The organism is Pseudomonas sp. W15Feb9B (assembly GCF_000828175.1).
In the GTDB taxonomy this organism is placed as follows: Bacteria; Pseudomonadota; Gammaproteobacteria; order Pseudomonadales; family Pseudomonadaceae; genus Aquipseudomonas; species Aquipseudomonas parakoreensis.
In genome coordinates, this window is record NZ_JTKF01000001.1 from 178927 (window position 1) to 200494 (window position 21568).

The 21568-nt window shown below is 61.0% G+C and carries 22 protein-coding genes; 12 read left to right on the forward strand and 10 right to left on the reverse strand.

Features of this window, described 5'->3' with window-relative positions; genetic code table 11:
* The first annotated feature begins 1 nt into the window (after position 1).
* The 3 genes from OC71_RS00745 (at position 2) to argE (ending at position 2396) form a co-directional block, all read left to right on the forward strand.
* The gene (locus OC71_RS00745) at positions 2 to 418 is read left to right on the forward strand and encodes a RidA family protein (RefSeq protein WP_003225869.1); all 417 of its coding nucleotides are present in this window, start codon (positions 2 to 4) and stop codon (positions 416 to 418) included.
* 152 nt (positions 419 to 570) lie between these two features.
* A complete protein-coding gene (locus OC71_RS00750; RefSeq protein WP_041062777.1) occupies positions 571 to 1248 on the forward strand; it encodes a DUF1028 domain-containing protein in 678 nt (225 codons plus the stop codon).
* Positions 1245 to 2396, forward strand: coding sequence for an acetylornithine deacetylase (gene argE, locus OC71_RS00755; protein WP_041062781.1), 1152 nt, complete (start codon positions 1245 to 1247; stop codon positions 2394 to 2396). Before OC71_RS00750 ends, argE begins: the two co-directional genes overlap by 4 nt.
* 19 nt (positions 2397 to 2415) lie before the next feature.
* Here argE and OC71_RS00760 read toward each other — a convergent pair whose 3' ends face one another.
* Positions 2416 to 3327 (reverse strand): LysR substrate-binding domain-containing protein, encoded by a 912-nt coding sequence (locus tag OC71_RS00760; RefSeq protein ID WP_041062784.1) that lies wholly within the window; start codon positions 3325 to 3327, stop codon positions 2416 to 2418.
* A 362-nt stretch (positions 3328 to 3689) separates the two neighbouring features.
* Here OC71_RS00760 and OC71_RS00765 point away from each other — a divergent pair, with 362 nt between their 5' ends.
* Positions 3690 to 5105, forward strand: a complete 1416-nt coding sequence (locus OC71_RS00765; protein ID WP_027613000.1) for a cytosine permease — start codon at positions 3690 to 3692, stop codon at positions 5103 to 5105.
* A gap of 104 nt (positions 5106 to 5209) precedes the next feature.
* A complete protein-coding gene (locus tag OC71_RS00770; protein ID WP_041062788.1) occupies positions 5210 to 5833 on the forward strand; it encodes a glutathione S-transferase family protein in 624 nt (207 codons plus the stop codon).
* Positions 5834 to 5836: 3 nt separating this feature from the next.
* On the opposite strand, the gene OC71_RS00775 is transcribed toward OC71_RS00770, so the two are convergent.
* Positions 5837 to 6499 (reverse strand): M24 family metallopeptidase, encoded by a 663-nt coding sequence (locus OC71_RS00775; protein ID WP_041062791.1) that lies wholly within the window; start codon positions 6497 to 6499, stop codon positions 5837 to 5839.
* A gap of 83 nt (positions 6500 to 6582) precedes the next feature.
* Complete coding sequence (locus OC71_RS00780) at positions 6583 to 7461, reverse strand: LysR family transcriptional regulator (RefSeq protein WP_041063049.1); 879 nt, start codon at positions 7459 to 7461, stop codon at positions 6583 to 6585.
* 103 nt (positions 7462 to 7564) lie between these two features.
* Between OC71_RS00780 and OC71_RS00785 the strand changes: the two genes are divergently transcribed.
* A complete protein-coding gene (locus tag OC71_RS00785; protein ID WP_041062794.1) occupies positions 7565 to 8956 on the forward strand; it encodes an aldehyde dehydrogenase family protein in 1392 nt (463 codons plus the stop codon).
* Between the two features lie 144 nt (positions 8957 to 9100).
* Here OC71_RS00785 and OC71_RS00790 read toward each other — a convergent pair whose 3' ends face one another.
* Positions 9101 to 10270 carry a DUF1624 domain-containing protein gene (locus OC71_RS00790; RefSeq protein WP_041062797.1) on the reverse strand — a complete coding sequence of 390 codons (1170 nt, stop codon included), beginning with the start codon at positions 10268 to 10270 and terminating at the stop codon, positions 9101 to 9103.
* Positions 10271 to 10449: 179 nt separating this feature from the next.
* On the opposite strand from OC71_RS00790, the gene OC71_RS00795 reads away from it, so the two are divergent.
* Both OC71_RS00795 and OC71_RS00800 read left to right on the forward strand, forming a co-directional pair.
* Positions 10450 to 11046, forward strand: a complete 597-nt coding sequence (locus OC71_RS00795) for a paraquat-inducible protein A (RefSeq protein ID WP_041062800.1) — start codon at positions 10450 to 10452, stop codon at positions 11044 to 11046.
* Positions 11043 to 11732 (forward strand): paraquat-inducible protein A, encoded by a 690-nt coding sequence (locus OC71_RS00800; RefSeq protein ID WP_041062803.1) that lies wholly within the window; start codon positions 11043 to 11045, stop codon positions 11730 to 11732. Before OC71_RS00795 ends, OC71_RS00800 begins: the two co-directional genes overlap by 4 nt.
* Here OC71_RS00800 and OC71_RS00805 read toward each other — a convergent pair.
* A complete protein-coding gene (locus OC71_RS00805; protein WP_041063052.1) occupies positions 11665 to 14691 on the reverse strand; it encodes an FAD-binding and (Fe-S)-binding domain-containing protein in 3027 nt (1008 codons plus the stop codon). The two genes, OC71_RS00800 and OC71_RS00805, sit on opposite strands and share 68 nt — an antisense overlap.
* Positions 14692 to 14850: 159 nt before the next feature.
* Here OC71_RS00805 and OC71_RS00810 point away from each other — a divergent pair, with 159 nt between their 5' ends.
* On the forward strand, positions 14851 to 15735 hold the full coding sequence (locus OC71_RS00810) for a LysR substrate-binding domain-containing protein (RefSeq protein ID WP_041062806.1): 885 nt from the start codon (positions 14851 to 14853) through the stop codon (positions 15733 to 15735).
* A 603-nt stretch (positions 15736 to 16338) separates the two neighbouring features.
* On the opposite strand, the gene OC71_RS00820 is transcribed toward OC71_RS00810, so the two are convergent.
* The gene (locus tag OC71_RS00820) at positions 16339 to 16674 is read right to left on the reverse strand and encodes a hypothetical protein (RefSeq protein WP_041062809.1); all 336 of its coding nucleotides are present in this window, start codon (positions 16672 to 16674) and stop codon (positions 16339 to 16341) included.
* 186 nt (positions 16675 to 16860) lie between these two features.
* Between OC71_RS00820 and OC71_RS00825 the strand changes: the two genes are divergently transcribed.
* On the forward strand, positions 16861 to 17100 hold the full coding sequence (locus tag OC71_RS00825; RefSeq protein WP_041062819.1) for a hypothetical protein: 240 nt from the start codon (positions 16861 to 16863) through the stop codon (positions 17098 to 17100).
* A 58-nt stretch (positions 17101 to 17158) separates the two neighbouring features.
* Here OC71_RS00825 and OC71_RS00830 read toward each other — a convergent pair whose 3' ends face one another.
* A complete protein-coding gene (locus OC71_RS00830; RefSeq protein ID WP_041062822.1) occupies positions 17159 to 17356 on the reverse strand; it encodes a hypothetical protein in 198 nt (65 codons plus the stop codon).
* Between the two features lie 221 nt (positions 17357 to 17577).
* Between OC71_RS00830 and OC71_RS00835 the strand changes: the two genes are divergently transcribed.
* Entirely contained in the window at positions 17578 to 17940 is a 363-nt protein-coding gene (locus OC71_RS00835; protein ID WP_041062825.1) for an NUDIX hydrolase, read from the forward strand.
* Between the two features lie 4 nt (positions 17941 to 17944).
* On the opposite strand, the gene OC71_RS00840 is transcribed toward OC71_RS00835, so the two are convergent.
* The 3 genes from OC71_RS00840 to OC71_RS00850 form a co-directional block, all read right to left on the reverse strand.
* Positions 17945 to 18187 carry a DUF1652 domain-containing protein gene (locus OC71_RS00840; RefSeq protein ID WP_041062828.1) on the reverse strand — a complete coding sequence of 81 codons (243 nt, stop codon included), beginning with the start codon at positions 18185 to 18187 and terminating at the stop codon, positions 17945 to 17947.
* A 109-nt stretch (positions 18188 to 18296) separates the two neighbouring features.
* A complete protein-coding gene (locus tag OC71_RS00845) occupies positions 18297 to 19196 on the reverse strand; it encodes a polysaccharide deacetylase family protein (protein ID WP_041062831.1) in 900 nt (299 codons plus the stop codon).
* Between the two features lie 131 nt (positions 19197 to 19327).
* Positions 19328 to 20275, reverse strand: a complete 948-nt coding sequence (locus tag OC71_RS00850; RefSeq protein WP_041062834.1) for an ABC transporter substrate-binding protein — start codon at positions 20273 to 20275, stop codon at positions 19328 to 19330.
* A 292-nt stretch (positions 20276 to 20567) separates the two neighbouring features.
* Between OC71_RS00850 and OC71_RS00855 the strand changes: the two genes are divergently transcribed.
* Positions 20568 to 21554, forward strand: a complete 987-nt coding sequence (locus OC71_RS00855) for an aliphatic sulfonate ABC transporter substrate-binding protein (RefSeq protein WP_041062837.1) — start codon at positions 20568 to 20570, stop codon at positions 21552 to 21554.
* Positions 21555 to 21568 lie beyond the last annotated feature (14 nt).

Genomic DNA, 21568 nt, shown 5'->3' on the forward strand with positions numbered 1-21568 from the left:
CATGAGCAAGCCAACTCACACCCGCATCCGTATGTTCAACACCAAGGACACTTACCCAAACCAGACCCTGGACAACGACCTTTGCCAGGCCGTGCGTGCCGGCAACACCGTGTATGTCCGGGGTCAGGTCGGCACTGATTTCGACGGCAATCTGGTGGGCCTCGGTGATCCGCGCGCGCAGGCCGAACAGGCAATGCGCAACGTCAAGCAACTGCTGGAAGAAGCCGGCAGCGACATGAGCCACATCGTCAAGACCACGACTTACCTGATCGACCCGCGCTACCGCGAGCCGGTGTACCAGGAAGTCGGCAAGTGGCTCAAAGGCGTGTTCCCGATTTCCACCGGGCTGGTAGTGTCGGCACTGGGGCAGCCGCAGTGGCTGATGGAGATTGATGTGGTGGCGGTGATTCCCGAGTAATCAGACGCACCGCGTCGCGGCCATCGCTGGCAAGCCAGCTCCCACAGGTTTGAGGTGCTTACAGATTTTGTGACCAACCCAATAACTGTGGGAGCTGGCTTGCCAGCGATGAGGCCCGCAAGGACAACAAATTCCTCGAAAGGAGTTAGACCATGACCTTTTCAATCGCAGCCCGTTGCCCCGAAACCGGCCAGTTCGGTGTCGCCATCAGTTCCTCCAGCATCGCCGTCGGTGCGCGTTGCCCGTGGCTGCTGCCGGGGGTTGGCGCGGTGTCGAGCCAGAACATCACCCTGCCGTCCCTTGGCCCGGAAGTCCTCGCGCTGATGGAACAAGGTCACGCGCCCGATGCGGCGCTGGACCAGGTGCTGACCCGCAACGGCTATAGCCAGTACCGGCAGATCACCGCAATCAACCACCTCGGCCAGACCGCGCATTTCAGCGGTGCGCAGACCCTCGGCGTGCACAACGCCGTCTGCGGCGAACAATGCGTGGCCGCCGGCAACATGCTCGCCGGGCGCGCGGTGATCGAAGCAATGGTCAGCGCCTTTGAAGACGGCGAAGGCCAATTGACCGACCGTTTGCTCAAGGCCCTGCACGCCGCCCAGGCCCTCGGTGGCGAAGCCGGGCCGGTGCATTCAGCAGCGGTGGTGGTGGTCGGCGAACAGACCTGGCCGATCGTCAATCTACGGGTCGACTGGGCCGACGAGAATCCGATCGGCGAGTTGCAAACACTCTGGGACGCCTATCAGCCGCAGCTGCAGGACTACATCGATCGCGCGCTCGACCCGGCCAAGGCACCGGGCTATGGCGTTGCCGGAGATGATCGATGAGCAACAGCGCCGCGTTGCTCAAGACGCTGGTGGGGTTCGACACCACCAGCCGAGAATCCAACCTGCAGTTGATCGAGTTCGTGCGTGATTACCTCGCAGGCTTCGACGTACCGTGCGAGCTGATCTACAACGCCGAGCGCAGCAAGGCCAATCTGTTCGCGACGATTGGCCCGGCCGGGCAACCGGGCATCGTGCTCTCCGGGCACACTGATGTGGTGCCGGTCGACGGCCAGCCGTGGACCGTAGCGCCTTTCGAACTCAGCGAACGTGACGGCAAGCTGTTCGGCCGTGGCACCGCCGACATGAAGGGCTACATCGCCTGCGTGCTGGCCTTGGTGCCGGCGCTGGTTCAAGCAACATTGCGCATGCCGGTGCACATTGCCCTATCTTACGACGAAGAAGTCGGTTGCCTCGGCGTGCGCTCGTTGCTCGGCGAGCTGGAACAACGTCCAGTCAAACCTTTGCTATGCATCATCGGTGAACCCACCGAACTGAAACCAGTGCTCGGCCACAAAGGCAAACTGGCGATGCGCTGCGACGTACACGGGCATCCGTGCCATTCGGCCTACGCGCCGCTGGGGGTCAACGCCATCGAGTACGCCGCCGAGCTGATCGGCGAACTGGGGCGCATCGGCCAACAACTGAAGGCGCCCGAGCAGCACGACAGCCGTTTCGATCCGCCCTACAGCACGGTGCAGACCGGCGTGATCAGCGGCGGCAAGGCCTTGAACATCGTCCCCGCCGATTGCCGTTTCGACTTCGAAATCCGCGCCCTGCCCTCACAGGATCCGGCCCAGGTCGCGCAGCAGTTGCAGGCCTACGCCGAGCAGCAAGTGCTGCCACGCATGCGGGCGGTCAGCGAACACAGCGCGATTCGTTTCAGCGAACTGTCGGCTTATCCCGGCCTGGCCACCGATGCGCAGAGTCAGGCGGCGGAGCTGATCGCCGCGTTCTGCGGTTCACGGGAATTCGGCACCGTGGCGTTCGGCACCGAGGGCGGGCTGTTCGATGCGGCGGGCATTCCCACCGTGGTCTGTGGTCCCGGCAGCATGGATCAGGGGCACAAACCGGACGAGTTTGTCAGTCGCGCGCAACTCGATGCCTGTGATGCGATGCTGCAACGGATGCTGGCTTTTATCCGCGCTTGAAACACGGCTCGACGTACGTTCAGGCGTACAGTCGAGCCAATTCCTCCCGACAGTGATCGACGAACAACTGCACCGGTTTGGTCAGTTGCACCCGGCGCAGCCAGGCCGCCGACAGGCCCGAGCCGGTTACAGTTTCCGCCAGCGGCACACACACCACTTTCTGTCCGTCGTAGGTGTATTCGCCGAACGGCCGGGTCACCAGAATCGAAAAGCCGAAACCGCGCCCGACCATGCCGCGCACCATCTCGATCGACGGTGAGCTGAAAACGATGTGCGGGGTCAGTCCGCGCTCTTCGAAGATGCTCACGAAATAGGTACGGCTCGGCACCACGTCGAGCAGGATCATCGGTTCCAGCACCAGATCGTGCAGCGAGACTTTCACCTGTTGCGCAAAGCGGTGGTCGGCCGGCAGCAAGGCGTAAGGCTGCTGCGGGGGCATCAGCGAGGTGGTTTCGATGGTGCTGTCGAGGTCGTGCTCAAAGAGCATCGCCATATCGATGCTGCCGGCGGTCAGCGCCTGTACCAGTTCCTGCTGTTCGCCATCGCGAATACGGATTTCCACCCCCGGCCAGCGCTGCTTGAACCCGGCGATCAGGCGCGGCAGGTACAACGGCGCGACGGTTTCGAAACAGCCGATATCGATCTGCCCGGAGACCACATCGTTGTCCGCCAGCGCGTTCTGCTCGAACTCATGCGCCACTCGCAGCAATTCCAGCGCCTTGCGATAGAAACGCGAACCACTGGGCGTCAGCGACACGCCTTGGGCGTGATGGCGGATGAACAGCTGCACGCCGAAGCTTTCTTCCAGATGCTTGATCGCCGTGGAAACCGACGGCTGGGCGATATAGAGCTTGCGCGAGGCTTCGGCGACGCTGCCGCAGTCGGCGGTAGTGACGAAGTATTTGAGCTGGCGCAGGTTGTAGGCGGCCATGGAAAACCTCTGCAAGTAAGGCGACGCTTTTGTGGCGAGGGAGCTTGCTCCCGCTTGAGTGCGCAGCACTCACAATATCAGGGGTATGGCGCCGTTTTTGGGGCCGCTTCGCAGCCCGGCGGGAGCAAGCTCCCTCGCCACAGGAAAGGGTTCGCCTCTGAAAGTTTTTGTTGTTGATCACGGTTGAACATACCGGACAGCCCCCAAACCCGCGGCATATATTTTTTAAGGTCTGAAGCAACAAACTTACTAATTTATCTATCCCGGGCCTTTGCACATGATCGCTTCAACAAGAAATGCGCCGTCCGTGTCGGCGCTTATCGAAGTACGTCCACGTACTCATCCTTGCCTTGGAGTTCGTCATGTCCACCTCTGCAACAACGTCCGCCCCGCTCATTGAAAAACACACGATAGGATACGTGCCCCCCGAAGATCGCCACGGAAAGGTCAGGGATCTGTTCACGCTGTGGTTCGGCGGCAACATCGCGCCGTTGCCCATCGTCACCGGCGCGCTGGGCGTGCAGTTGTTCCACTTGAATCTGGTCTGGGGCATCGTCGCGATTCTGGTCGGTCACCTGGTCGGCGGCGTGCTGATGGCACTGCACTCGGCGCAAGGCCCGCAGATGGGCATTCCGCAGATGATCCAGAGCCGCGCACAGTTCGGCTCGCTCGGCGCGCTGCTGGTGGTGCTGATTGCCGGCGTCATGTACATCGGCTTCTTCGCCTCCAACATCGTACTGGCCGGCAAGTCGTTGCACGGCGTGGTCGACAGCGTGCCGGTGCCGGTCGGCATCGTCATCGGCGCCCTCGGTTCGGGGATCATCGGCATCATCGGCTACCGCTTCATCCACGTGCTCAACCGCATCGGTACCTGGGTGCTGGGGATCGGCATCGTCGTCGGTTTCGGCTACATCTTCACCCATATCCAGACCGATGACTTCCTCACCCGCGGCAGCTTCAACCTCTCCGGCTGGCTCGCCACCGTATCGCTCGCCGCGCTGTGGCAGATCGCGTTTGCCCCGTACGTGTCCGACTACTCGCGTTACTTGCCGGCGGACGTGAAAGTCTCGTCGACATTCTGGACCACCTATCTGGGTTCGGCGCTGGGCTCAAGCCTGGCGTTCATCTTCGGTGCCGTTGCCGTGCTGGCAACGCCCGTGGGCATGGACACCATGGATGCGGTCAAACTTGCCACCGGCTCGATCGGGCCGCTGATGCTGGTGCTGTTCCTGCTCAGCGTGATCAGCCACAACGCCCTCAATCTGTACGGCGCGGTGCTGTCGCTGATTACCCTGGTGCAGACTTTCGCCTACCGCTGGATTCCGACTGCCAAGAGCCGTGCGGTGATCTCGATCATCGTGCTGCTGGCCTGCTGCTTCGCCGCCGTCGGCGCCTCGAAGGACTTCATCGGGCACTTCGTCGACATGGTGCTGGTGCTGCTGGTGGTCCTGGTGCCGTGGACCGCGATCAACCTGATCGACTTCTACGCCATCCACAAGGGCCAGTACGACATCCAGTCGATCTTTCAGGTCGACGGCGGCATCTACGGACGCTACAACCCGCAGGCGCTGCTGGCCTACGCAATCGGCATTGCGGTGCAGATCCCGTTCATGAACACCCCGCTGTACGTCGGCCCGGTGTCGGCGCATATCAACGGCGCGGATCTGTCGTGGCTGGTGGGGCTACTGGTGACCTCGCCGCTGTACTTCTGGCTGGCCAATCGTGACAGCGCCTATCGTCGGCGGATGATGGGCGGGAAACTGGTGGGCAGTCACTGAGATTGATTCGATGTAAAAAGAAGGCCCGCCATGCGCGGGCCTTCTGCGTTGTGGTGTGGTATTTCTTGATGCCCCGACAGGCACCCACGAGACAGGGAAAACTCATGCTGCGAATTCTGGGCAAGGCGTCATCGATCAACGTGCGCAAAGTGCTGTGGACCTGCGCTGAACTGCAGATCCCGTTCGAGCGTGAGGATTGGGGCTCGGGCTTCAAACCCACCGACACCCCGGAGTTTCTCGCCCTCAACCCCTGCGCCATGGTGCCGGTGATTCAGGACGGCGATTTCACCTTGTGGGAATCGAATACGATCATTCGTTATCTGGCAGGCGCCTATGGCGGCGCCGACCTCTACCCCATCGAGCCGCGAGCCCTTGCACGGGTCGATCAGTGGATCGACTGGCAAGCGTCGGAGCTGAACCGCTCGTGGTCGTATGCGTTCATGTCACTGGTGCGCCAGTCAGCGAATTATCAGGACAGCGCCGCTCTGGCCAAGGGCATCGAGCAGTGGTCGCAGACCATGGGCATCCTCGATCAACAGTTGCAGAAGACTGGCGCCTACGTCAGTGGCGACCGGTTTTCCCTCGCCGATATCCCCATCGGGCTGTCAGTCAACCGCTGGTTCGAAACACCACTGGCGCATCCGGACTATCCCGCCGTCAGCGCGTATTACGAGCGTTTGAGCCAACGCGAAGGCTTTCGCCTGTATGGCAGGAACGGTACGCCGTGACGATCAAATCAGCAGATCTTCATAAAACGCGCCGAACGGGCGCTGCGGGTGGGCAATCTGGATTTCCAGAATCCACACCCCGGCATTCGGCGCCTGCTCGAAATCACCGAGATTGCCGCCTTTGTAAATCGCGTGAGGGAAGTCGCTGACGCGGTGGCCCTTGATGTCGAGATTGAGTTTCCAGCCCATGGCTTCAGCCTGATCGCTGGCGTAGCGATACAACTCGACACCGCTCACGCCCTGGCGCCAGAGTGCCTCGACATGCTTGAACAACTCCTTGGACGCCGCCGCGCAGGCGATCATTTCCGGATCGGAGCCAGTGGTGAAGGTCTCGCCAGCATCGCCTTCGTGCCCCTGCCAGACCACGCCCATGTCGATGAAGAAAATGTCGTTTTCACCCAGCACCGGATCGCCATCGGAGCGTTGCTTGAAAGTCTTCAGGGTGTTGGCGCCAAAGCGGATCAGCAGCGGATGCCAGATGCGGTCCATGCCCAGTCCGGCGAGGATCTGCTTGCCCTGCTCCTGGGCTTCGGATTCGCGCATGCCGGGCTTGATCACCTGGGCGATGGCATCGACGGCCTGCCAGGTCAGATTCTGCGCGTGACGCATGGTTTCCAGCACAAACCGCTCACCGACTGCTTCTTTACCGCTCAGGGCTGCACTCATTTGCTTGTTCCTCATGGCTACGCTGTATAGTTTTTTATATTGCGAAACGCCGATCAAGATACAGCCATGACACAACGTGTCAATTACTCTTCTGCACGCACCACGCCGCGCTCTTCCAGCAAGCGCACAAACATGCTCAAACTGCGCGACACCGTACCCCGGCGCCACACCAGCCACGTGGTCAAGTAGCGAAAATCCGCCGCCAGCGGCCAGACACTGACCGTCGCGCTGCCGGGCATGCTCTGCAGCATTTTGCGCGGCATCAGCGCCAGCCCGGCCCCGGCGCTGACGCAGGCGAGCATGCCGTGATACGACTCCATCTCGAAAATCTTGCCCGGCACAGCGGCGTCGGTGCTGAACCATTTTTCGAAGTGGTGACGATAGGAACAGTTGGAGCGGAACGCGTAAATGTTTTCGCCATTCACGTCCGCCGCACGCTGCACCGGGGCGTGATTGAGCGGTGCGATGATGACCATTTCTTCTTCGAACGCCGGCACGCCTTCCAGCGCCGGGTGCAGCACCGGGCCATCGACGAACGCCGCCGCCAAGCGCCCGGCCAGCACGCCATCGATCATCGTTCCGGACGGGCCGGTGGACAGGTCCAGATCGACCTTGGGATGCAACTGGTTGTACGCCGCCAGCAGTTCGGGAATGCGCACTGCGGCGGTGCTTTCCAGCGAACCGAGGGGGAATGCACCCTGCGGCTCTTCACCGGCGACCGTGGCCCGCGCCTCCTGCACCAGATCGAGAATGCGCCGGGCGTATTCGAGGAAACTCCAGCCAGCCGGCGACAGGCGCAGACGGCTTTTCTCGCGAATGAACAGGTCGACGCCCAGGTCCTGCTCCAGCTGTTTGATCCGCGTGGTCAGGTTCGACGGCACGCGATGTATCTGCGCCGCCGCCGCACTGATGCTGCCGTGCTCGGCAACGGCCTTGAAGATTTCCAGCTGCACCAGATCCACAGTCATTCTCCAATCGTGAAAGAATCGATCTTTATTATTCAGTTTCCAGAAAACAAACGCCACCCTACTCTAGGCCCATCCACTGAACTCGCAGGAGCCAGCCATGAGCCAGATTTCCAGCCAGACCCACGCCATCTCGATCAACCCCGCCACCGGCGAACAGATCGGTCACTACGCCTTTGAATCCGCTGAGGCCCTCGACGCTGCGCTGACCCGCGCCGCATTCGGTTTCTCGAAATGGAAACGCAAGCCGCTGCAGGATCGCTCCCGCGCCCTGACTGCGCTGGCCGGCGCCCTGCGCGACAGCGCCGAAGCCATGGCAACCATGATTACCCAGGAAATGGGCAAGCCCATCGCCCAGGCCCGTGGCGAAATCGAAAAGTGCGCCAAGCTCTGCGAGTGGTACGCCGAAAACGGTCCGGCCATGCTCAGCGCCGAACCGACTCAGGTCGAGGGTGGCAAAGCGCGGATCGAGTACCGTCCGCTGGGCCCGATCCTCGCGGTGATGCCGTGGAACTTCCCGATCTGGCAAGTGCTGCGCGGCGCAGTACCGGCGCTGATCGCCGGCAATACTTACGTGCTCAAACATGCGCCGAACGTGATGGGCAGCGCCTACCTGCTGCGCGATGCCTTCAAGAGCGCCGGCTTCGCGGACGGCGTGTTTGAAGTGATCAACGTCACCCCCGAAGGCGTTTCCACCGCCATCGCCGACCCGCGCATCGCCGCCGTGACCCTGACCGGCAGCGTACGCGCCGGCATGGCCATCGGTGCTCAGGCCGGCGCCGCACTGAAAAAATGCGTGCTGGAACTGGGCGGTTCCGACCCGTTCATCGTGCTCAATGATGCTGATCTGGATGAGGCCGTGCAGGCTGCCGTCATCGGGCGCTATCAGAACTCCGGCCAGGTCTGCGCCGCCGCCAAGCGCCTGATCATCGAAGAAGGCGTGGTCGAAGAGTTCACCCGCAAATTCGTCGAGGCCACGCGTCAATTGAAAGTCGGCGATCCGCTGTCCGCTGACACCTATATCGGCCCGATGGCACGTTTCGATCTGCGTGACGAACTCGACCAGCAAGTGCGCGACACCCTCGAAGAAGGCGCGACCCTGCTGCTCGGCGGTGGCAAGGCCCAAGGCCCGGGCAACTACTACGAGCCGACCGTGCTGGCCGATGTCACCGACCGCATGACCTCGTTCAAACAAGAGCTGTTCGGCCCGGTCGCGTCGATCATCACCGCCCGCGATTGCGCCCACGCCGTGGCTCTGGCCAACGACAGCGACTTTGGCCTGACCGCCACGATCTACACCGCCAACGTGCAACTGGCTCAGCAACTGACCAGCGAACTGGACACCGGCGGCGTGTTCATCAACGGTTACTCCGCCAGCGACCCGCGCGTGACCTTCGGCGGCGTGAAGAAAAGCGGTTTCGGTCGCGAGCTCTCGCACTTCGGCGTGCGTGAGTTCTGCAACGCGCAGACGGTGTGGCTGGATCGAAAATAACCCGGGACATCACCGTCCCCTGCAGGAGCTGTGGCACGCTGCGATCGTTTGATTTCGATTTTTCAGATCAGGATCAAAAGATCGCAGCCTCGTTTCACTCGACAGCTCCTACAGAGTATCAAGCAGCGCAGTGGCCTTCAGGGCTTACAGATACTTCAGCCACGCGATATCGCGGCGCCGCGATTTCAACGCGGAAAACCAATGCACCGCGGGGTACAGTGCCACCGCCAACAGCACCGACACCAGCCAGATTGCCGGCACCGAGTCGAATCCGAAATGGCTGCCCTGATTCAGCCCGAACAGCGCCAGCGCCATCAGGTAAAGCACCTTCAGCACGTACAGGTGCAGCAGATAGAAGAACATCGGCGCCGAACCGAAGACCGTCAGCCAGTGAATCCAGCGGCGCGTCTGCCGCCGTTCGAACACCCGCAATAACAGCAACCCGATGCTCACCGTCAGGGTGATGAACAGCAGCGATGGCGGGTACTTGGTGATGTTGAAAAACGCCATCAGCGTTTGCACGGTCGTGTCTTCAACCGCCCAAGGCTTTTCGCCATAAGCGTTGATCAGCCGCAGCCCGACGAAGCCCAGCAGACCGGCGATACCGCCCAGCAACAGAGCCTGCTGACGGCTCCAGGCATCAGCCCCGCGGGCGAACCACGGGCCCAGTGCATAACCCAGACCGATCACGCCGATCCACGGCAACAGCGGGTACGAAGTGCGCAAGCGCAGACTGTCACCGACCTCGATCCAGCCCCGGTCATGCAGAATCGCCCATGGCACATGCAGTGCCGACTCCGGCGCGAAATGCACACCGTCGAGCAGGTTATGCCCGGCAATGATCGCCAGGCTCAGCGTCAGCAACAGCCAGCGCGGCAACCAGACCAGCAGCGACAGCGCGATCATGCTCAGGCCAATCGCCCAGATCACCTGCAGATAGATCACGCTCGGCGGCAACTGAAACGTCCACGCGAAGTTCACCAAGGTGAATTCCAGCAGCACCAGAAACAGCCCCCGCTTGAACAGGAAGGCGCTGACATCGGCCTTGCCCGCGTACTTCTCGCCGAACAACCACGCAGACAGCCCGGTCAGCAACACGAACACCGGTGCGCACAGATGCGCCAGGGTGCGACTGAAAAACAACGCCGGCTCGGTGTTGGCGATGTCCATCGGATCGGACACCTGACGGTGCAACAGGAACGTCTCGCGCACGTGATCCAGCAACATGAACAGGATCACCAGACCTCTCAAGGCATCAATGGACAGCAAGCGACCGGTCGGCGGCGGGTTGGAACGAGCACAGGTAATCGTCATGGACATTTCGCCATCGAGTCAATGAATCAGGGGTCGCAACGGCGAACCTCAGCAAAAATTCGCGTTACTCTATAACATAAAAAGTCGATTCCCAAGCCAATCGACATTTGCCCAATCACGTCAGGCTTCTATAGTGATCAGGCGCCCCCGCCCTTTGCGCCAGCTGTCGAGCGTTGCCCATGACCTCAACCGAACACCTGATCATCTGCGAGCATTGCGATTGCGTGTATGAAAAAGTCGTGCTCGGCAAACACCAGAAAACCCTCTGCGTGCGTTGTGGCGGCGTGCTGCAGCGTTATAACGGCTTGACCGTGGAACAGCGGCTGGCCTTGACGTTCACCGCCGCCATGCTGTGGCTGTTCGCCAACTTCTACCCGGTGATGAGCATCAGCATGAAGGGCCTGAAGAACAGCGCGACGCTGTGGGATTCGGTGCTGGCGTTGAGTCAGGGGCCGATCACCTTCATGGCGATGGTCGCGGCGATTTCGATCATCATCGCCCCGGCCTTTCAACTGGTGCTGTTGATCTGGGTGTTGAGTTACGCACTGTCTTCACGGCGGGCACCGGGATTCAAGCTGTGCATGCGCTGGCTGGAAACCCTGCGCCCGTGGAGCATGCTCGAAGTGTGTCTGCTGGGGGCGATGGTGGCGGTGTTCAAACTCGCCGGGCTGCTGGACGTGTTGCCGGGCATCGGCCTGTTCGCCCTGGCGGTGCTGAGCCTGATGATGATCCGCATTGCCGGCCGCGACATTCGTGATCTGTGGGATATTTTATGAAACGACCCGCGACCGCCAGCGAATTGAATCTGTGCCTGTGCCACAGCTGCGGGCTGGCTTGCGACATGACCGATGAACCGCATGAGTGCCCGCGCTGCGATGCACCGCTGCATCGGCGCAAGACCAATTCCCTGACGCGCACCTGGGCCTATCTGTTTGCCGCGCTGGCGTTTTACGTGCCGGCCAATCTGCTGCCGGTGATGAACACGGTGATGCTCGGCAACGGCGCCGACAGCACGATCATGAGCGGCGTGCTGGAGTTCTGGGAGGGCGGCGCGTGGGACATCGCACTGATCATTTTCATCGCCAGCATCGCGGTGCCGGGGATCAAATTCGTCGCCCTGTCGCTGCTGCTGATCACCGTGCAGCGCGACAGCGACTGGGCGCGCCGCGAGCGTTCGAAGTTGTACCGGTTCGTCGAGCTGATCGGCTACTGGTCGATGCTCGACGTGCTGGTGGTCGCACTGGTCGCGGCGCTGGTGAAGTTCCAGGCGCTGGGCGATATCGAACCACGCCCGGGCATCCTGTTTTTCGGCATGGTGGTGGTGTTCACCATGCTCTCGGCGATGAGTTTCGACCCACGGCTGATCTGGGACAACGCCCCGGACGACGAACCACTCAGCGACGTACCACCTCAAGCAACACCTGCAACGGATGGCGCAGCGCCCGATCCGACTGGCGCTTGACCTGACTGCGGCAGGAATAACCGGTGGCCAGTGCTTCGCCCTGCTCCGCCGGCGCCTCGACCTGCCGCGCCCAGGATTGCTCGTAGATCACTGCCGAGGTTTCACGGTTGCGCGCTTCATGGCCATAGGTGCCGGACATGCCGCAGCAACCGGTGGCCTGCGTCGCCAGTTTCAACCCGGCCCTTTCGAACACTTGCTCCCACTGGCGAGTGGCGGCTGGCGCGTTGGTTTTCTCGGTGCAGTGCGCCAGCAGCCGGAATGACTGCGGCGCGTCGGCACCAGGCTGCTCCGGCATCACCTTGAGCAACCATTCCTGCACCAGTGCAACTTCCGGGCATTCCAGCATGCCGGGCACTTTCTGGTATTCCTGGCGATAGACCAGCGTCATGGCCGGATCCAGCCCCAACAACGGCACGCCGATGTCGGCCAGCTCACGCAGTTGTCGTGCATTGCGCAATGCTGCACGGTTGAACGCCGACAGGAAGCCCTGCACATGCAGCGGCTTGCCGTTGGCACTGAACGGCGCCAGATACACCTGATAGCCCAGCCGCGAAATCAGCTCCAGCAGATCCGCCAGCAGTGGCGCCTCGAAGTAACGAGTGAAGGCATCCTGCACCAAGACCACACTGCGCTCGCGCTGGGCCGGGGTCAGCGCCGACAGTGTCGAGACCGTCGCTGGCTGCACCTTCCAGCGACGCAGCGCAGCGTGAAAATCAAAGCGGCTGAGCAACGGCACATCGACCATGCCACCAAGACGCTCCAACTGTTGGCGCACCAACGCAGCGCCCATCAAACCGTTGTACAGCGCCGGAATCCGCGCCATGTACGGAATGCTGTACTCCAGCGAAGCAATCAGATAATCCCGCGCCGGGCGCAGATAACGGCTGTGATACAGCTCCAGAAACCGCGAACGAAACTCCGGCACATTGACCTTGACCGGGCACTGCCCCGCGCAGGATTTGCACGCCAGGCAGCCCGCCATGGCGTCATACACTTCATGGGAAAAATCAGCGCTCTGCCCTCGGCTGTTGCGCCAACGGGTCCACAGGTTGCGGAAAAACGCCGGACGACGGATCGCATCGGACAGCACATCCACCCCCGCCTCGCCCTGCAAGCGCAGCCATTCGCGGATCAGCGATGCGCGGCCCTTGGGCGATTGCGCACGCTCGCGGGTGGCTTTCCACGATGGGCACATGGCGTCGTCGGGATCGAAGTTGTAGCAGGCGCCATTGCCGTTGCAATGCAGGGCCGCGCCGTAGCTTTGCCAGACCTTTTCGTCGATCTGCCGGTCGAGTTCGCCGCGCAGGGTCACTTCGTCGATCTTCAACAGCTGCGCGTGCGTGTTGGCCGGCGTGGCGATCTTGCCCGGGTTGAACTGATTGAACGGGTCGAACGCGGCTTTGAGTGCCTGCAACGCCGGGTACAGCTCACCGAAAAATGCCGGCGCGTATTCCGAGCGCAGGCCTTTGCCGTGTTCACCCCACAACAGGCCGCCGTAGCGCTGGGTCAGCGCCGCGACACCGTCGGACACCGGACGCACCAACGCCGCTTGCTGTGGATCCTTCATGTCGAGAATCGGCCGCACATGCAGCACGCCGGCATCGACATGGCCAAACATGCCGTACTGCAAACCGTGGCTGTCGAGCAGTTCGCGCAGTTCAGCGATGTATTCGGCCAAGTGCTGCGGTGGCACTGCGGTGTCTTCGACAAACGGCTGCGGCCGCGCTTCGCCGGCAACGTTACCGAGAAGGCCGACTGCGCGTTTGCGCATGCCATAAACCTTGTTCACTGCCGCCTGGCCGACCGCCAGGGTATGGCCGAGGCGTTCGACGGTGGTGTCGCCGCTCAAGTGTTCGAGGAAGGCTTCGACCCGGCGTTGCAGATCCTCGGGGTCGTCGCCGCAGAACTCCACCAGGTTGATCCCCAGTGTCGGCCGCTCGGCGCTTTCCGGGAAATATTCGGCGACGCCGTGCCAGACGATATCCTGCATCGCCAGCAGCAATACCTTGGAATCCACGGTTTCAATCGACAGCGGCTTGAGCGCCATCAGCGCCCGGGCATCGCGCAACGCATCCATGAAGCCGGCGTAGCGAATGTTCACCAGCATCGTGTGTTTGGGGATCGGCAGAACGTTGAGCTTCGCCTCGACCACAAACCCCAGCGAGCCTTCGGCGCCGCACAGCACGCTGTTGAGGTTGAAACGATTCTCGGCCTCACGCAGGTGCGCCAGGTCGTAGCCGGTCAGGCAGCGGTTGAGATCCGGGAAGCGCTGTTTGATCAGCTCGCCCTGCTCATCAATGATCTGCCGCGCACAGCGATAGACTTCACCGACCCGGTCTTCACGGGCACACAACGCTGTCAGGTCGTCCTCCGCCAGCGCTGCACCGTGCAGGCGTTCACCGCCGCGCAGAATCATGTCGAGTTCCAGCACGTGGTCGCGGGTCTTGCCGTAGGTGCAACTGCCCTGGCCACTGGCGTCGGTGTTGATCATGCCGCCAACGGTGGCGCGGTTGGAGGTCGACAGCTCCGGGGCGAAAAACAGCCCGGCGGATTTCAGTGCGGCGTTGAGCTGATCCTTGACCACCCCGGCCTGCACCCGCACCCAGCGCTGCTCGACGTTGATGTCCAGAATGCGGTTCATGTGCCGCGACAGGTCGACGACGATGCCATCGGTCAGCGACTGACCGTTGGTGCCGGTGCCACCGCCGCGCGGGGTGATCACCACTTGCTGATAAGCCGGTTCGGCGATCAGCCGAGCGACCCGCGCCACATCCTCGGCATCCATCGGAAACACCGCCGCTTGCGGCAGGCGCTGATAGATCGAATTGTCGGTGGCGAGCACTACGCGGCTGGCGTAATCGGCACTGATCTCACCACGAAAGCCACTGGCTTTCAGGGCTTTGAGGAACTGTTGGTAATCAGTGGTCAATGCGGTGGCGGGCGACAGCTGGGCAATCATCGGTGAGGAAATCTCGGTCAAAATCGGGCCGTGTGGCGGTGAACAGTTGTGCGCAATGAATGATTGCGTCACGCTCCCGCCATCTCATGGTGCTTATGTTCATTGCTTGGTGCCGTCGGGACAAACGTAAAATCGACCCGCAATCCATGACTAAAACGAATGAATCCGCGAACCCTCACCCCTTCCATGTCGTTATTGCTGGCCTTCGAGGCCGCTGCACGCCATGAAAGCTACACCCGCGCCGCCCACGAACTGTCGCTGACGCAAAGCGCGGTCAGCCGTCAGGTGCAGATTCTGGAAAAGATGCTCGGCATGCGCCTGTTCAGCCGCGAAGGCCGGCAAGTGGTGCTCACCGATGTCGGGCGCATGTATCAGCGCGAACTCGCTGAAGCCCTCGGGCAGATCCGCAGCGCAACCCTGCAGGCCATGGCGTTCGGTTCGGGCATTCACAGTTTGCGTCTGGCGACGCTGCCGACCTTCGGCTCGAAATGGCTGCTGCCACGGCTCAAGGACTTCTACACCGCGCACCCGGGCATGACCGTGCACTTGCATTCGCGCATTGAAGCAATCGACTTCGACACCAGCGAAATCGACGCCGCGATCTGTGTCGGCGGCGGTGAATGGCCGGGCCTCAGCGCCCTGCCACTGCACACTGAGGAACTGGTGGTGATCGCCAGCGCGCAGTTGTCGACGGCCGAACGCGACGACGCCGAACAGCACATCGCCGGGCAGTTGCTGCTCAATGTCAGCAGCAATGCCCAGGCGTGGGCGGAATGGTTCACCCATCATGGTTTGCCACACCGCAGCATGCGTATCGGCCCGAGCTTTGAAATGACCTCGCACCTGATTCAGGCGGTGCGGGCGAATATCGGCGTGGGGCTGGTGCCGCGGATTCTGGTGGAGGATGAATTGCTTAACGGCGAGCTGTTGCAACTGGGGGAGCCGATCACCAGCCGGCGCAGCTATTACCTGGTGTATCCGCCGCGCAATGAGGCGTTACCGTCATTGAAAGCGTTCAGGGACTGGTTGGTGGATACGCTGTGACCGGAAATTAATGCCAAACATAACGAAACGCCGCTCAATGAGCGGCGTTTGGTCAATCCCGGTACTGGCGTTTTAGCGGTGGCGGCGCGCTCGGCCCTTTGACGAGGGGCTTGGCCAGCAGCTTGCCGTCCGGGCCATAAAAGAGGCGCCTGACGCCAGGCGGCATGGGAGTAGGCTCTTTTGCGCTCATGATGAAACCTCTTCGACAGCACTGAATTCCACCCACTGAACTTTGGAGGAATCTATCACTAATAATTCGGCGCCAAAGGGCAACGCCACGCCATCCTCACCCAGCCAGCCTGGATTCAGCATGATGAACTGCCCCTCCAATGGGCCGGAAGGCCACTCGACGGACCAGCCGAACAATCGCCTTTCATCGGTCAAATGCAGCGTTACCAGCCTATTGTGACGCGCAAAGGTGCTGTACCACTCGCTCGGGTAAGAGTTTTTATTCGTTACATTTTTACTTCGTAACCATTAACGCCTCGTGCACATCTGTCACAACGCATTTCGCAAATTCACAAAGCAGAAAAGCAGAAAAGCAGAAACCATTGCTCCGGTTTCTGCTTTTCTGGCGGCGGGTTTTGCAGCTGAGGCCGTGCTTTACAGGCAGTCACGCACCGATTTGCGCAACGACCCGGACTTGGCCCAAGGCGGCCCCTGATACAGGGAAACCCGGCTGCCGTCCTTGTACTTGATGATGTCAAGAATCTCGTCGGCGGTAACAATGCTCGGTGCCGTGATCCGGTAACCATTGGAAATCGCGGTCTGCGTGGTCTTCGGAATGTCCTGCTGCCACAACGGCAACAAGCACGCGGCATAGTCTTTAGGCGCCTTGGTGGTGGTCTTGCTGAGATTCGGCTCGCCCGGAACCAGCGATGCTGGCAATGAGCAACCCGCCAGCAATGCCAACGCCAAACTCCCGATCCATATCCGCATGGTGTTTCCCTGTTTTGAAAAAAAGCGAATGTAACGTGTAACCGGATGTACATCCAGCGCGACGCCTCTCCCACAAGGGGGATTGGACAAATATTTACATGCATCCAGCCCGGTGGCAGACGAGCTGCGCATCATCGCTGAAAAATGCGGCTACTCTGTTTTACCGAGAATGTTCCGGAGGTGATCATGCGGCTCAATGAATACGAACACGAACTTCAACGCGACCTGCAAGCCGTTGCATCGGATCTGAGATGGTCGGCGGTCGACCTCAAGCGCATTGCCGAACAGCTGCGCAAGAGTGGCAATGAAGCCGATGCCCAAGCGGTTCTGAGGTCTTGTGAGGTGCTGCAAAGTGATGAAGAACGCTTGCAGTCCTATGCCAAGGAAGTGAAGACGCGCTCCATCAGCCGGATCAAGGTTCACTGATCCCCCTGCCCTCGACAAAAGCCCCGGTCATCACCGGGGCTCTTTCGTTACATCTGCTTCAATTTGCAGTGTGACTTCGCGCTCGCGCCGAGCGTTGTCTGTAACCCGGCAACGCAGCGGCGTAGGCCAGCGCTTCCTCTCTGCTACCAAACGATGCCAGCCGGTCGCCTTGGGTACAAACCCGCCAAGGGCCGTTATTCACGCTGAGTACGTCGTAGCCGTTCATGTGCATTTTGTTCAGAACAGGAATGCTCATGGGTACCTCCTTTTTGCTGACGGTGGTTTCAGCTGAGCTTTTTTACCTTACACCCTGTTGTCGCAGATGTGCCGACCGGGTGTCGCGACAGTCATGTGCCAAAGGTCTGGCACTTTCCGCCTCGCCACCCGCTCAAACCTTGACGGAACCTTTGAATCCGGGCCCGGCTCGAATATTGCAGTTTTATTTCATTTATGTGACACGCAACAAACAGGTAACAGATGAAAGTACGCGCAACCGTCATCTGCGAGCAGGATCGACACGTTCTCCTGGTCCGCAAACCCCGCTGTCGCTGGACATTGCCCGGCGGCAAGGTCGAGCCTGGGGAAACCAGAGCCGGGGCGGCGACGCGCGAGCTGCAGGAGGAAACCGCACTGGATGCCGAGCAAATGTTGTATCTGATGGAACTGCACAGCGGCAGCACCCAGCATCATGTCTACGAGGCTTCGGTGCTCGACCTTGAGCAGTTGCGCCCGCAAAACGAGATCATCGAATGCATCTGGCATCCGCTGGACGCGGTGCAGAATCTGCCCACCAGCGACGCGACCTTGCGCATCGTGCAGGCATTTCAACGACGCTTGTGAGGTTTCAACCGGCAAACGCCCGGCGCCCGGCGCTGATTTCCGTGCGCAATTCGCCGATGAAGTTGGAAAGATCGCGGATCGTCACCAGATGCTCCGGCGAAACCCCATTGAGCAACAACTCGACTCGCCCGGAGTCAGGCTCATAAACCTTGATCCGCAGCAGTCCCTGCTCCACTTGTGTGCATTCGCATTCAAGCGACGGAAAGCCGGACTCGACAATCCGGCAGATGTCGGCAATGGCTAACATGGGTACACGCCTCGCAGGCGTTGAGTCGGTCGACCCGTTGAGCATAGATGAGCCATCAGCAACCTGCCGCCCTGGCAATTGCCAACCCGCTCACATATTTGACCCCGTCTCAGTGCGCGTCGTGATCCCAGATCCAGTTCCAGATGCCCGGCAACTGCACCGGCTGCGAACTCTGCTGAACGGTGCGCGCCAGCGCCGCTTTCTGTAGCGCCGCGTGATCATCGTAGAACGGTTTGTCCGCCAGTTTCACGCCCGTGGCGGCGGCGCTGTCGAGCAGGATTTGCAGGTATTCACGGGTATGCCGCGCGGTGTAGCGGTTGAGGTCATGAAAGGTCACCACCACCGGAATGACGCCGTCCACGGTTGGTAATTCGCCGCGGGCAATGCGCTCGCGGACTTCCGATAGCTGGCGCAGCATATTCGCCCGACGTCGGGGGCTGGCGTTGAAGCCCCAGATCTTGCCGTCATTGGCGCTCAAATCGGTCAGCAACACATGCAGACCGTGTTGCTGATAGGCGGCGAAGGTGCGCTTGTCGTAATTCCAGAAGGGCGGACGCAGCAGGATCGGTGCTGCTCCGGTGATCGCGGCGATATCCGCCGTGCCGTTGCTCAACGACTGCTCCAGTTCTTGCGGATCGAGCGAGCGATGATTGGTGTGCCAATGGGTCGCGGTATGGAATCCGAGGATGTGCCCTTCGGCGTGCTCGCGCCGCATGATGCCGCGACCAATGTCACTGTTACCGGCGCGAGGTGCGCGGGTCTGGACGAAGAACACCGCTTTGATGTCCGGTTGCACCGGGTTGACCTTGAGGCTATCGAGCACGGTCGCCGACGGGTTCCACAAGCTCGAAGCGCTGGGGCCGTCATCGAACGTTAGCAGAAACCGTACCGGCGCCTGGGCCTTGAGCCGGGTTTCGGTCTGCGCGGTCATTTCGATCGGCGCGGCAATGCAGCCGGCCAGCCCGAACGCGATGGCCGCTGCACAGAGAAGATTGAACGCGTATTTCATGTTTTGCCTTGCGCCTGACCGTTGCGGTCCTGTTGTCGTCCGGCAAAACTCCCTCGCCCTGATCCATCCCTGCGCCCGGCTATTCGAGCCAGCGTTGGATAGGGTACACAGGCTTTGGTTCCGGCGCTCGCTCAGTCCGCCAATGCCTGTTGAAACGAGGTGTCGATGATCCCGGCAGTGGCCAGCGGCGCCGGCAAGGCCTTGACCTTGAACAGGAAGTCGGCGGTGCTTTGCAGGTCGGCGGCGGCTTGTCGATCCACCGGCCCGACGCTCATGTGCGCTTGGCGCAACCAGTGCCGCGACACTTGCTGATCGAGATTGGCCTTCTTCGCCCACAGATCCGCATATTCATCGGTGTGGCTGTCGACCCAGGCCCGCGCCCGTTTCAAACGCTCGAGAAAATCGGCAATCGCCGCACGCTTGCTGTCGATCGACGGCGCCGACGCGGCAATCGCGCTGAGGCCCGGCATCAGGTTTTTCGCCGTGAGAATCGGCCGCGCACCGGAGAACACGATTTGCTGGGAGATATACGGTTCCCACACCGGGAAAGCGTCGATGCTGCCCTGTGGCAATGCCGCCGCAGCGTCAATCGGCATCAGCTTGACGAAGTCGACGTAGTTTTCCGGCAGACCGCCCTGCTCCAGGGCGCGCAAGGTCAGTTGCTGGCTCCACGCGCCAGGCCAGTAGGCGACTTTTTTACCCTTCAGATCAGCGATGGTTTTCACCGGCGAATCTTTCGGCACCAGCAAGGCGATGGTGTCCGGGTTCTGCCGCGATACCCCGATCAGCTTCACCGGCGCCTGTTTGGCGGCGAGAAACAGAAAACCCGAATCACCGAGAAAGCCCAGATCCAGCGAGCCGGTCTGCAACGCCTCGGCCAGTGGTGCGGCGGCCTGGAAATGTTTCCAGTCGACGCTGTACGGCGCGTCTTTCAACACGCCTGAGGCCTCGATCGAGGCGCGGATGTTGTAGTAGTTCTGATCACCGACGTGCAGGACCAACGGCTCGGCGGAGTAGGCAAGCGGTGCGCTGAACAGTCCAGCAATCAGTGTGATACGCAAGAATTTGGAGAGCTTCATGGCGGGTCCTGCAATGGGATTTGCATAGACGATAACGCTCTTGATTGGCGCTTTTTAAATTCGATTAATGCATAAGCTCAGCACACCGAATGCTCACTGTTCGCTGCGCAACAGTACGATACCAGCGTGTTGCCCCAACAACAGTTGAAAGCCGTCAAACCCGGCGAAAACCCCGTAAACATTGGCTGATACACACATGGCACAGAGCCTGCAATATTCCATTCATGCAGGAAGCAGCCATTTAAAAGATATTTTTGGACATAAAAAACAGTGCCTTTGCCGGAGCGCCGCCATGACATCCCTCTCACCTTTTTTCCGCCTCAAAACGCTGCTGGTTGCCAGCGCCATGGCGCTAAGCCTGCAACCGCTGGCTCACGCCACCGAAACGGCACCCGCCGAAGTTCATCTGGACTACGCCTACTACTCACCGGTCAGCCTGGTGCTCAAGCATTTCGGCTTCCTCGAAAAAGCCCTGCCGCAGACCAAAGTCAGTTGGGTGATCAGCCAGGGCAGTAACCGTTCGCTGGAATATCTGAACAGCGGCGGCGTCGATTTCGCCTCCAGCGCCAGCCTTGCTGCAGTGCTGAGCCGCGCCAACGGCAGCCCGATCAAATCGGTCTATGTTTACAGCCGCGCCGAATGGACTGCGCTGGTGGTGCGCAAGGATTCGCCGTACCAGAGCGTCGCCGACCTCAAAGGCAAGAAAATCGCCGCCACCAAAGGCACCGATCCCTACCTGTTCACCCTGCGCAGCCTGCAACAGGCCGGGCTGAAGAAAGACGACGTGGAACTGGTGCACCTGCAACACCCGGACGGCCGCACCGCGCTGGAAAAAGGTGATGTGGACGCCTGGGCCGGACTCGATCCGCACATGGCCGCCAGTCAGGTGCAGGCCGGTTCGCGTTTGCTGTACCGCAACCCGGCGTTCAACAGTTATGGCGTGGTCAGCGTCACCGAGCAGTACGCCAAAGAGCATCCGCACACCATCGACACGGTGATCAAAGCCTACGAGCAGGCGCGACAATGGGCGCTGCAAAATCCGGACGAGTTCGCCGCCCTGCTCGCCAAGGAATCCGGCCTGCCGCTGGACGTGGCCAAACTGCAGTTGTCGCGCACCGACTTGAGCAGCCCGCAACTGACCGCCAACGACGTGCAGGCGTCCAAGGCGGCGGCACCGATTCTGGTGTCCGAGGAATTGGTGCGGCGCGGGGTCAACGTCGATCAAGTCATCGATCAGTTGCTCGACAGTGGTGTGCAGCAAGCCGTCGCCCGCCAATAACCGACCAGACTCAC

Excerpts from the sequence above, each read along its gene's own strand:
- OC71_RS00795 (WP_041062800.1), top strand. The coding sequence starts at position 10,450 with ATGACCTCAACCGAACACCTGATCATCTGCGAGCATTGCGATTGCGTG.
- OC71_RS00760 (WP_041062784.1), bottom strand. The coding sequence starts at position 3,327 with ATGGCCGCCTACAACCTGCGCCAGCTCAAATACTTCGTCACTACCGCC.
- OC71_RS00745 (WP_003225869.1), top strand. The coding sequence starts at position 2 with ATGAGCAAGCCAACTCACACCCGCATCCGTATGTTCAACACCAAGGAC.
- OC71_RS00850 (WP_041062834.1), bottom strand. The coding sequence starts at position 20,275 with ATGAAGCTCTCCAAATTCTTGCGTATCACACTGATTGCTGGACTGTTC.
- OC71_RS00775 (WP_041062791.1), bottom strand. The coding sequence starts at position 6,499 with ATGAGTGCAGCCCTGAGCGGTAAAGAAGCAGTCGGTGAGCGGTTTGTG.
- OC71_RS00750 (WP_041062777.1), top strand. The coding sequence starts at position 571 with ATGACCTTTTCAATCGCAGCCCGTTGCCCCGAAACCGGCCAGTTCGGT.
- OC71_RS00810 (WP_041062806.1), top strand. The coding sequence starts at position 14,851 with ATGAATCCGCGAACCCTCACCCCTTCCATGTCGTTATTGCTGGCCTTC.
- OC71_RS00840 (WP_041062828.1), bottom strand. The coding sequence starts at position 18,187 with ATGTTAGCCATTGCCGACATCTGCCGGATTGTCGAGTCCGGCTTTCCG.
- OC71_RS00765 (WP_027613000.1), top strand. The coding sequence starts at position 3,690 with ATGTCCACCTCTGCAACAACGTCCGCCCCGCTCATTGAAAAACACACG.
- OC71_RS00835 (WP_041062825.1), top strand. The coding sequence starts at position 17,578 with ATGAAAGTACGCGCAACCGTCATCTGCGAGCAGGATCGACACGTTCTC.
- OC71_RS00830 (WP_041062822.1), bottom strand. The coding sequence starts at position 17,356 with ATGAGCATTCCTGTTCTGAACAAAATGCACATGAACGGCTACGACGTA.
- OC71_RS00825 (WP_041062819.1), top strand. The coding sequence starts at position 16,861 with ATGCGGCTCAATGAATACGAACACGAACTTCAACGCGACCTGCAAGCC.
- OC71_RS00790 (WP_041062797.1), bottom strand. The coding sequence starts at position 10,270 with ATGACGATTACCTGTGCTCGTTCCAACCCGCCGCCGACCGGTCGCTTG.
- OC71_RS00800 (WP_041062803.1), top strand. The coding sequence starts at position 11,043 with ATGAAACGACCCGCGACCGCCAGCGAATTGAATCTGTGCCTGTGCCAC.
- argE (WP_041062781.1), top strand. The coding sequence starts at position 1,245 with ATGAGCAACAGCGCCGCGTTGCTCAAGACGCTGGTGGGGTTCGACACC.
- OC71_RS00770 (WP_041062788.1), top strand. The coding sequence starts at position 5,210 with ATGCTGCGAATTCTGGGCAAGGCGTCATCGATCAACGTGCGCAAAGTG.
- OC71_RS00785 (WP_041062794.1), top strand. The coding sequence starts at position 7,565 with ATGAGCCAGATTTCCAGCCAGACCCACGCCATCTCGATCAACCCCGCC.
- OC71_RS00820 (WP_041062809.1), bottom strand. The coding sequence starts at position 16,674 with ATGCGGATATGGATCGGGAGTTTGGCGTTGGCATTGCTGGCGGGTTGC.
- OC71_RS00805 (WP_041063052.1), bottom strand. The coding sequence starts at position 14,691 with ATGATTGCCCAGCTGTCGCCCGCCACCGCATTGACCACTGATTACCAA.
- OC71_RS00845 (WP_041062831.1), bottom strand. The coding sequence starts at position 19,196 with ATGAAATACGCGTTCAATCTTCTCTGTGCAGCGGCCATCGCGTTCGGG.
- OC71_RS00855 (WP_041062837.1), top strand. The coding sequence starts at position 20,568 with ATGACATCCCTCTCACCTTTTTTCCGCCTCAAAACGCTGCTGGTTGCC.